This window comes from Pectobacterium jejuense, assembly GCF_026800125.1.
Taxonomy (GTDB): Bacteria; Pseudomonadota; Gammaproteobacteria; order Enterobacterales; family Enterobacteriaceae; genus Pectobacterium; species Pectobacterium jejuense.
On record NZ_JAPQKX010000032.1, the window covers coordinates 1 to 1,326 of the forward strand.

The 1,326-nt window shown below is 66.1% G+C and carries 1 protein-coding gene; it reads left to right on the forward strand.

The features are described 5' to 3' along the window. Positions 1-1,326: non-ribosomal peptide synthetase (locus NXT09_RS22305; RefSeq protein WP_268581190.1), on the forward strand; the 1,326-nt coding region annotated here is incomplete at both ends.

Below are 1,326 nucleotides of genomic sequence, written 5' to 3' on the forward strand. Positions count from 1 at the left end.
CAGGCCGGCCGCCACGAGCTTCAGACCGGTTCCCTCCCGCTCATCCTGCTCGATACCGCTGACTTCAGCACGCTGAGTGACGACAACCCCGACATCGCCGGACTCGACGCCCACCATCTGGCCTATGTCATCTACACCTCCGGCTCCACCGGCAAGCCCAAGGGCGTCATGAACAGCCATCGCGGCCTCTGCAACCGGCTCGTCTGGATGCAGAACACCTATCGCCTCACCCCCGATGACCGCGTGCTGCAGAAAACCCCTTTCAGCTTCGACGTCTCCGTCTGGGAGTTCTTCTGGCCCCTGCTCTACGGCGCGCGCCTCGTCATGGCTCGTCCCGATGGCCACAAGGATGCCGCCTACCTCGCGCAACTCATCGAGCGTACCGGCATCACCACCCTGCACTTCGTGCCCTCCATGCTTCAGCAGTTCGTCCAGTGGGCCGATGCAGACTGTGCCTGTGACTCCCTGCGCCGCGTCATCTGCAGCGGTGAAGCCCTCCCGGCCGAGCTGCAGCAGCGCTTCTTTGCCCGCTTCAACGCCCAGCTCCATAACCTCTATGGCCCCACCGAGGCCGCCATTGACGTCACCTTCTGGGCCTGTCAGCCTGACGACCACCGCAGCTTTGTGCCCATTGGCCGCCCCATCGCCAATACCCAACTCTATATCCTCGACGCCCTCGGCCAGCCCGTTCCCCTCGGCGTCGCCGGTGAGCTCCATATCGGCGGGGTCGGCGTCGCCCGCGGCTACCTCAACCGCCCCGACCTCACCGCCGAGCGCTTTATTCCCGACCCGTTCAGCGACCGGCCCGGAGCCCGGCTCTACAAGACCGGTGACCTTGCCCGCTGGCTGCCCGACGGCAGCATCGAATACCTCGGCCGTAACGACTTTCAGGTCAAACTGCGCGGCTTCCGTATCGAACTCGGTGAAATCGAAGCCCGCCTCATGCAGTGCCCCGGCGTGCAGGAGGCTGTCGTCGTCGCCCGTGAAGACAGCCCCGGTGACACCCGGCTGGTCGCCTACCTCTGTCCGCAGCCCGGCGTCACTCCCGACCCTGCCGACCTGCGTCAGCAGCTCAGCCTGCATCTGGCCGAGTACATGGTGCCCGGCGCGTTTGTCACCCTCGACGCCTTCCCGCTTACCCCCAACGGCAAGCTTGACCGCAAGGCACTGCCCGCCCCCGACCAGTCCGCCGTCGCCACCCGCGACTATGCTGCACCACAGGGTGAGGTCGAAACCGCGCTGGCTGCTATCTGGCAGGAACTGCTGGGGCTGGCGCGCGTCGGCCGCCACGACCACTTTTTCGAGCTCGGCGGTCACTCGCTGATG